Here is a 7550-nt window from a genome sequence, read left to right as displayed (position 1 = left end):
CCCGCAGGCGGCGACCGAGAGCAACCCGTTCGCCGGCAAGGCCAACAGCGGCGCCACCTGGACCAACGACATCAGCCACGGCGAACTGATCCGCACCACCGCGGACCAGACCTTCACCGTCGACCCGTGCAACCTCCGGCTGCTCTACCAGGGGCGTTCCCCCAACTCCGGCGGCGACTACGGCCTCCTGCCCTACCGGCCGGGCCTGCTGACCCTCCAGCGCTAGTGGCTCGAGGAGAGATCTCATGAGAAGACTCAGGATGACCCGTACCGCCCTGGTGACGGCCAGCACCGTCCTGCTGGCATCGGCCGCCGCTGCCGTGGCGATGCCGGCCGGCGCGGCGGCCGCCGGCTGTTCGGTGAACTACGCGGTGTCGTCGCAGTGGCAGGGCGGCTTCGGCGCCAACGTCACCATCACCAACCTCGGCGACCCGCTCACGAGCTGGACACTGACCTGGTCCTACAGCGCCGGCCAGACCGTCACCCAATGGAACACCACACTGACCCAGAGCGGCGCCACCATCACCGCCAGGAACGTCAGCTACAACGGATCCATCCCCACCAACGGCACCACCTCGTTCGGCTTCAACGGCTCCTGGACCAGCAGCAACCCCGCCCCCACCAGCTTCGCCCTCAACGGGGTCACCTGCACCGGCGACACCACGCCGACCACCTCACCCACCACCTCACCGACGACGTCGCCCACGAGCCCGCCGCCGGGCGGGCCGGCGGACATCACGGTGAACAGCGCCACCAGGTACCAGACGGTCGACGGGTTCGGCGCCGCGGTGTCGATCTGGGGTAGCGCGTGGTCGACGGCCGAGACGCAGACGCTGGTCGGGCTGGGCCCCAACCAGCTCGGTCTGTCCATCGTGCGCACCGGCCTCTCGCCGGTGTCCAGCGAGTGGTCGACACAGGTCAACGCCCTGAAGACGGCCAAGTCGTACGGGTCCAACGTGAAGATCATGGCGTCGCCGTGGACGGCGCCGGCGGCCTGGAAGACCAACAACAGCCGGATCAACGGCGGCAAGCTGAGGCCCGACTACTACGACGACTACGCCAGTCACCTGAACAGCTACGTCCAGTACATGCGCAACCAGGGCGTGACGATCGACGTCACCTCCGTGCAGAACGAGCCGGACTGGCACCCGGACTACGACTCGATGGACTGGAGCGGCACCGAGCTGCAGACCTTCGTCCGGGAACAGGGCGCGAAGGTGCAGAACACCAAGCTGATGGTCGCCGAGGCGGTGAACCTGAACTACAGCTACACCGATCCGACCCTGAACGACGCAGCCGCTCGGAACAACATCGGCTACATCGGCGGCCACCTCTACGGCACCGAGGCCTCGGGCCGGCTGAAGCCGTACACTCTGACCCAGCAGTACAACAAGCCGGTGTGGATGACCGAGTGGAACCTGCACGAGGCCGACGGCAGCGGCTCCAACATCTGGGGCAACCCCAGCAACCAGGCGGTCTGGGACGAGACGCTGGACGACATCATGCGCAGCGTGCACAAGTCGATGGAGTCCAACTGGAGCGCCTACGTCTGGTGGTACGGCAAGCGCTACTACTCCTTCATCGGCGACGGCGAGGCCGCGTACGGCACCACGGCGGGCGCCCCGCTCAAGCGCGGGTACGCGTTCTCGCAGTTCGCCAAGTACGTCCGCCCGGGCTATCAGCGGGTCGGCCTGACCAAGAGCGCCAAGGTCTCGCCGCTGGAGGTGACCGCCTACCAGGGTGACGGGAAGGTCGCGCTGGTGATCCTCAACCGGTCGACCAGCGTGGTGAACAACGCCATCATCCAGGTGCCGCAGAACGTCACCAAGGCGGAATACGTCGCCACCTCGCAGAACGCCAACGCGGCCAGCCAGCCGGCCGGCGTGAACGGGAACCAGGTCGCCGTGAACGTCGGCGCACGAAGCATCTCCACGGTCGTACTCACCCTCTGACGGCGGGCGGGCGGGCGGGTGGGTGGGTGGGTGGGTGGGTGGGTGAGCGTTCACACCCGCCCGCTCCGGGCCCTGCGCCTGCGCTCGTTGGACCGTCGGCCAGCAACGTCGGCAACAGCCCGACCGGCTGCGAATACCGGGCGTGCTGGTAAGTGGTCTACGCGTGCTCTACGCCTGGCCCAACCGGGCTCTTCACAGTTGAGGGTGTAGTCGCTGGTTGGATGGTGGCTGGCGGGTCGGTCCCGGGGCCGGTGTCGAGGTCTTCCGAAGGCTGGTGCCGACGCTGGGGGTGTGCAGGAAGACCCCGACGGATGCGCAAACGCAGCCGGAGGTCCGATCTTGGCGTCACCGTTCGCAGTGGATTTCTTCGCGTAACTCGCTCAGACCGGTCAACGGCGCACCCGATAGCGCAGGTGAAGCACCCGGTTGCCCTGAATCACCACGTCAGGATCCTCCAACAGGTGCTGCGCGTGGACCGACCCGAAGTAGCGCTTGCCGGACCCGAACACGACGGGTACGACGTCCATGCGCACCTCGTCGACCAGGCCCGCGGCAAGCACCTGGCCACCGACGTCGCCAGCGGCGACCTCGACCATGCGGTCACCCGCAAGCTCCTGCGCCTTGGCCACGGCTGCCTCGACACTGTCGACGAAGTGAAACGGCGCCTCGGGGTCCCAGCCCTCGGGCTGCGGCCGGTGCGTCACGACGACCACGTGGTCGACCCCGCTCGGAGGTTTTCCGTCCCAGCCGTCCGTCATGTCGAAGACGTGGCGGCCGACGATCGTGACTCCGATCTGGTCCCAGTACGGCCGGGTGTAGTCGTAGGACGTCTGCGACACCTTCACCTCGCCGCTGGAGTCCAACGGGACGTCACCGCTGGACAACCAGTCGAACAGCGGTCCGGGCTGGTCGTGCTCGTCCGCGACGAAGCCGTCCACCGACACCGAGCTGTACATGACCACCTTGCCCACGGGGCTCTCCTCTGCTTTGGGTGCCCCCAAATTAGCGTGCCGTGAGCTGTCGCTCTTGTAAGAAATCAATCGGCCGGCAGCGGCCAGCTGTCCAGCACGTGGCCGGGATGTTCGCGCAGGAACCGCCGCCGGACTTCGACGTACCGGGTCGGCGTGAGCCCGGTGAACGACCGGAACTCGTGGCCGAAGTGGGCCTGGTCGAAGTAGCCTGCGCCAGCGGCGAGGTCGCCCCAGTCGATCGGTCCGGCGGGGTTGATCGCGAACACGATGGCGGCGAAGCGGTAGGTGCGGGCCAGCCGCTTCGGCGTGACGCCGATGAGCTCCTTGAACCGCTGTGCCAGATGAGTGCTGCTGACACCGGCTGCCACGCTCAGGTCGCCGATCGCCATCGCCCCGCTGGTCGCCGCGATGACGCTGCTCGTATGGCGGACCAGCCCCAGGCCGGCGGTCTCGCACAGCCGTCGCATCAGCTCCTCCTCGAGCAGCGTCAGCATCTCGTGCGGTCCGTCCGCCGTGGCCAGCCGGTCTCGCAGCTCAGCAGTGGCGGGCCGGCCCCAAACCTGCTCTACCGTCACCGGCCGGTCACACAGCTCGGCCGCGGGCATCGGCAGGAACGGCGCCAGCCCCCACGGCTTGAAGTGCACGCCGACGGACCGGGTCCGGAGTGGGTAGCCGAACTCCAATGCGCGGGTGGGCGGAGTCACCACGCAGCCGTCGGCGTACTCGGCCGTCTCGATGTCGGTGCCGGCGCGAATGCGGAACGGCGCCCCGAGGTTGACGATGAGCAACGCCGACGGCATCGGCGGCAGCGTCAGCCGGGCGTACGGCGACGCACCCTCCAGGTAGTAAAGGTCGTCGATCAGCCCGTCCAGCGGCGGTCGCGGCACTCTGGACACGTACTCCACGCCGACAGTATCGCCGACGCCCCGCCGGCATCGAGTGCCGAAATGGTCCAGCCCGCGCTGCCGCCAGCATCGAGCCGGCGCCGATCGCGGACGAGCGCCCGGCCGCGGACATTTGCGTGGGATACGCGTGCTGCGTGAGCGATGGAGGGCAGCGACCTCAATTGCCAGGGCTAGGGGCCGACGATCGGGTACGGCCTGTCGATCACGACGTTCTTCATCACCAGGGTGGAGTTCAGCCGCTGCACCCCGGGCAGCGCGGAGAGCACATCGTCTTCGAGTCGGGCATAGGCGTCGAGGTCGGTCGTCCGTACCCGCAACAGATAGTCGGGATCACCGAACAGACGCTGAGCCTGGAGCACGTTGGGGATCCTCCCGACGGCGTCTTCGAACCCGAGCAGGGTCGCCCGGTCCTCCTGCTTCATGGTCACGAACACCAGCGCCTCGAACCCCAACCCCAGCGCCCGCGGATCAACGATCGCTCGGTAGCCCACGATCGCTCCCGAGTTCTCCAGGTCACGCAGGCGACGGTGGGCCGGGGAGATGGTCAGCCCGACCCGGGAGGCGAGGTCGGTCAGCGTCAATCGGCCGTCAAACTGCAGCTCCGCAAGAATCTTCCGGTCGATGCTGTCCACGTCCGAAATCCTTCCACAGGGGGCCGTTTCTGGGCAGTTTGTGGAAGCACATTCTGTCCACTTTGGCATACGGTTCGTAAGGGGAGAGAGGAGAGCGGGAATGCAGCTGTCAGCCGTACTCGCGTTCGCGGCGATCGCCTTCACCCTGATCGCGGTGCCCGGCCCGGACTGGGCGTACGTCCTTGCCGCCGGCGCCCGGGATCACGTCGTCCTACCGGTGGTCGGCGGCGTGATGGCGGGGTACGTGATCCTCACCGCGATCATGGTCGCCGGTGTCGGACCGCTGGTGGCGGCGGCACCGGCCACCCTCACCGCGCTCACCATCGCCGGCTCGGCCTACCTCGTCCACCTCGGCATCCGCGTGCTTGCCAGGCCCGGCGGGATCGAGCGCTCGGGCGCGACCGGCACCGCTCTGGCAGCTTCCCGGCTGGGCTACCTCAGACGCGGGATGGGGGTGAGCGCCCTGAACCCGAAAGGTCTGCTGATCTTCCTGTCGATCCTGCCGCAGTTCACCCGGAGCGAGAACGACTGGCCACTACCAATGCAACTCGGGGCACTGGGCATCGTCTTCGTCCTGATCTGCGCCGTGGTGTACATCCCCCTGGGCCACGCCGCCGACCGCGTGCTCGGCGCCCGTCCCGGCATCGCGCGGCGCACGACGCAACTCGCCGGGGCGACCATGATCGTCGTCGGATTGGCGCTCCTCGGTGAGCGGATCATCGAAACGAGTTGACCTGTGCCGGCCGCGCGCCGGCGCGGGTGCGTTGGATGAGCACGACGCAGGCCAGCACCGCTCCCGCCGCGACCAGCGCGGCCGGGGTGACCGCCTCCCCCAGCAGCAGGGCCGACCAGCTCAGGGTGAGCACCGGCTGGGCGAGCTGGATCTGGCCGACCCTGGCGATTCCGCCGCGGGCCAGTCCGGCGTACCAGGCGAAGAAGCCGAGGAACATCGAGACCACGGTGAGGTAGCCGAACGCGGCCCAGCCGGCAGCGTCGGCCTGCGGGCGGTGGGCGATCGCGGCCACCGCCGTGATCGGTACGGTGACCGGCAGCGAGAGCAGCAACGCCCAGCAGATCGTCCGGGCACCCCCGAGTTCGCGGGCCAGCACGCCCCCCTCCGCGTATCCCAGGCCACAGAGCACCACGGCGGCCAGCAGGAACAGGTCGGCCAGGGACAGCGTCCCGTGCATCGAGCCGCTGCTGGCGAGGAAGGCGAGCACCAGCAGCAGCCCGGCGGCACTGGCGATCCAGAACAGCGGCGGCGGGCGTTCCCCGGCCCGCAGCACGGCGAAGACCGCCGTCAGCGCGGGCAGCACGGTGACGACGACCGCGCCGTGCGCGGAGGTCTGTGTGGTGAGGGCGAGCGACGTGAACAGCGGGAAGCCGACGACGACGCCGAGCGCGACGGTCGACAGCCGCCGCCACTGATCCCGGGTGGGGCGTGGCGCGCCGGTCAGCCGCAGGTACGCCCACGCAAGCAGCGCCGCGCCGACCGCCCGTCCGAACGCGACGAACCACGGGTCCAAGGTCTGCACCGCGACGCGGGTGGCCGGCAGCGACATGCTGAACGCGAGCACGCCCAGCGCGCCGAGGGTGATGCCGGCGCCGGGTCCCGCCGTTACCGTCGTGCGCTCGGTAGCGCTACGCTGCGTCGTCATGAATGATGGTAGCGCCGTCGATCGGGTTGTGCACCACCTGCGTGGCCTGGTGGCGCAGGCCGCACCGGGAACGCAGCTACCGTCGGTGCGTGAGTTGACCGTCCATCACCGCGTCTCCCCGGTGACCGTCGCCGAAGCGACTCGACGGCTCGTCGCGCAGGGGCTGGTCGAGACCCGGTCGGGCCGGGGCTCCTTCGTGGCGGCCCGGCGAGATGACCGTCCCAGCCGGGACCTGTCGTGGCAGACCGTCGCGCTGGGCCCCCGACGGGCCGGCGAGGAGGAGATGCAGGCGCTACTGGCGTTACCGCCGTCCGAGGCCATTTCCCTGACCGGGGGCTATCTCGACCCGGACCTCCAGCCGGCCGCCGCACTCGGCGCGGCGCTCGCCCGCGCGGCCCGGCAACCGGCGGCGTGGCACCGCGGCCCGGTGGAGGGGCGCGCGGACCTGCGGGCCTGGTTCGCCCGCGAGACCGGCGGGAGCCTGCGGGCCGAGGACATGGTGATCTGTCCGGGCGGGCAGGCCGCGCTGTCGTCCACCCTGCGGGCGCTCACCGCGCCCGGCGACACCCTGCTCGTCGAATCCCCCACCTACCTGGGCGCGCTGGCCACCGCCCACGCGGCCGGGCTTCGGGTGGTGCCCGTGCCCGCCGACGCCGACGGGGTACGGCCCGACCAGCTCGCCGCCGCCTTCGCCCGCACCGGCGCCCGGCTGTTCTACTGCCAGCCGCTGCACGCCAACCCGCACGGCGCGACCCTCGCACCCGCCCGGCGCGCCCAGGTCGCCGCGGCGGTCCGCGACGCGGGCGCGTTCCTCGTCGAGGACGACTACGCCCGTGACCTGACCATCGACGGCGAGGCCCCACCCCCGCTGGCCGCCGACGACCCCGACGGACACGTCATCTACCTGCGCTCGCTGACCAAGTCCGCCGCGCCCGGCCTGCGGATCGCCGCGCTCGGCGCCCGGGGACCCGCCGGCGCCCGGCTGCGCGCCGCCCGGCTGCTCGACGACCTCTTCGTCGCCGGGCCGCTGCAACAGGCCGCGCTGGAGTTCCTCACCGCACCGGCCTGGGGCCGGCATCGCCGTACACTGCGCAAGGAGCTGCGGGCCCGCCGCGAGGCGCTGCTCGCGGCGCTGAACCGGCACCTGCCCTCGCTGGCCCCGCACGACGTTCCCCGCGGCGGCCTGCATCTGTGGGTCCGGTTGCCGGACGGCACCAACGACGTCGCGCTGACCGCCGCGGCTGCCGGCGAGGGTGTCGTCGTCTTCCCCGGCCGCCCCTGGTACGCCGCCGAGCCGCCGGCACCGCACCTGCGCCTCACCTACGCCGCCGCCCCGCCGCACCTGATGGACGAGGCGATCCGCCGGCTGGCCGTCGCACTCGCCCGCTGACGTCACAGCAGCCGAAGGAGAAGACCCGTCACGCCCTGCGCC

8 protein-coding genes are annotated in these 7550 nt (G+C 70.3%); 4 read left to right on the top strand and 4 right to left on the bottom strand.

Annotated elements, in window-relative coordinates; genetic code table 11:
- Both AB0H57_RS17740 and AB0H57_RS17735 read left to right on the top strand, forming a co-directional pair.
- The coding region (locus AB0H57_RS17740) for a non-reducing end alpha-L-arabinofuranosidase family hydrolase (protein ID WP_357507630.1) at positions 1-226 on the top strand (226 nt) is incomplete at its 5' end.
- 19 nt (positions 227-245) lie between these two features.
- Positions 246-1952 carry a cellulose binding domain-containing protein gene (locus tag AB0H57_RS17735; RefSeq protein ID WP_357507628.1) on the top strand — a complete coding sequence of 569 codons (1707 nt, stop codon included), beginning with the start codon at positions 246-248 and terminating at the stop codon, positions 1950-1952.
- Positions 1953-2341: 389 nt separating this feature from the next.
- Here AB0H57_RS17735 and AB0H57_RS17730 read toward each other — a convergent pair whose 3' ends face one another.
- The 3 genes from AB0H57_RS17730 to AB0H57_RS17720 all read right to left on the bottom strand — a co-directional run bounded on the left by AB0H57_RS17730 (position 2342) and on the right by AB0H57_RS17720 (position 4460).
- Positions 2342-2923, bottom strand: coding sequence for a dihydrofolate reductase family protein (locus tag AB0H57_RS17730; RefSeq protein ID WP_357507626.1), 582 nt, complete (start codon positions 2921-2923; stop codon positions 2342-2344).
- Between the two features lie 65 nt (positions 2924-2988).
- On the bottom strand, positions 2989-3828 hold the full coding sequence (locus AB0H57_RS17725; RefSeq protein ID WP_357507624.1) for a helix-turn-helix domain-containing protein: 840 nt from the start codon (positions 3826-3828) through the stop codon (positions 2989-2991).
- A gap of 170 nt (positions 3829-3998) precedes the next feature.
- A complete protein-coding gene (locus AB0H57_RS17720; RefSeq protein WP_357507622.1) occupies positions 3999-4460 on the bottom strand; it encodes an Lrp/AsnC family transcriptional regulator in 462 nt (153 codons plus the stop codon).
- Here AB0H57_RS17720 and AB0H57_RS17715 point away from each other — a divergent pair.
- The gene (locus tag AB0H57_RS17715; protein ID WP_357507620.1) at positions 4450-5193 is read left to right on the top strand and encodes a LysE family translocator; all 744 of its coding nucleotides are present in this window, start codon (positions 4450-4452) and stop codon (positions 5191-5193) included. The two genes, AB0H57_RS17720 and AB0H57_RS17715, sit on opposite strands and share 11 nt — an antisense overlap.
- On the opposite strand, the gene AB0H57_RS17710 is transcribed toward AB0H57_RS17715, so the two are convergent.
- The gene (locus AB0H57_RS17710) at positions 5177-6118 is read right to left on the bottom strand and encodes a DMT family transporter (protein ID WP_357507618.1); all 942 of its coding nucleotides are present in this window, start codon (positions 6116-6118) and stop codon (positions 5177-5179) included. The genes AB0H57_RS17715 and AB0H57_RS17710 overlap by 17 nt on opposite strands.
- Between AB0H57_RS17710 and AB0H57_RS17705 the strand changes: the two genes are divergently transcribed.
- Positions 6117-7508 (top strand): PLP-dependent aminotransferase family protein, encoded by a 1392-nt coding sequence (locus AB0H57_RS17705; protein ID WP_357507616.1) that lies wholly within the window; start codon positions 6117-6119, stop codon positions 7506-7508. The two genes, AB0H57_RS17710 and AB0H57_RS17705, sit on opposite strands and share 2 nt — an antisense overlap.
- Positions 7509-7550: the final 42 nt, after the last annotated feature.

Source organism: Micromonospora sp. NPDC050686 (genome assembly GCF_040654475.1).
Classification (GTDB): Bacteria; Actinomycetota; Actinomycetes; order Mycobacteriales; family Micromonosporaceae; genus Micromonospora.
Note: the sequence above shows the minus strand (reverse complement) of the source record. Positions and strands in the feature narration are given on the sequence as shown.

What these genes read in the sequence shown, in the direction of transcription:
- AB0H57_RS17735 (WP_357507628.1), top strand. Translation starts at nt 246, where the DNA reads ATGAGAAGACTCAGGATGACCCGTACCGCCCTGGTGACGGCCAGCACC.
- AB0H57_RS17715 (WP_357507620.1), top strand. Translation starts at nt 4,450, where the DNA reads ATGCTGTCCACGTCCGAAATCCTTCCACAGGGGGCCGTTTCTGGGCAG.
- AB0H57_RS17705 (WP_357507616.1), top strand. Translation starts at nt 6,117, where the DNA reads ATGAATGATGGTAGCGCCGTCGATCGGGTTGTGCACCACCTGCGTGGC.
- AB0H57_RS17710 (WP_357507618.1), bottom strand. Translation starts at nt 6,118, where the DNA reads ATGACGACGCAGCGTAGCGCTACCGAGCGCACGACGGTAACGGCGGGA.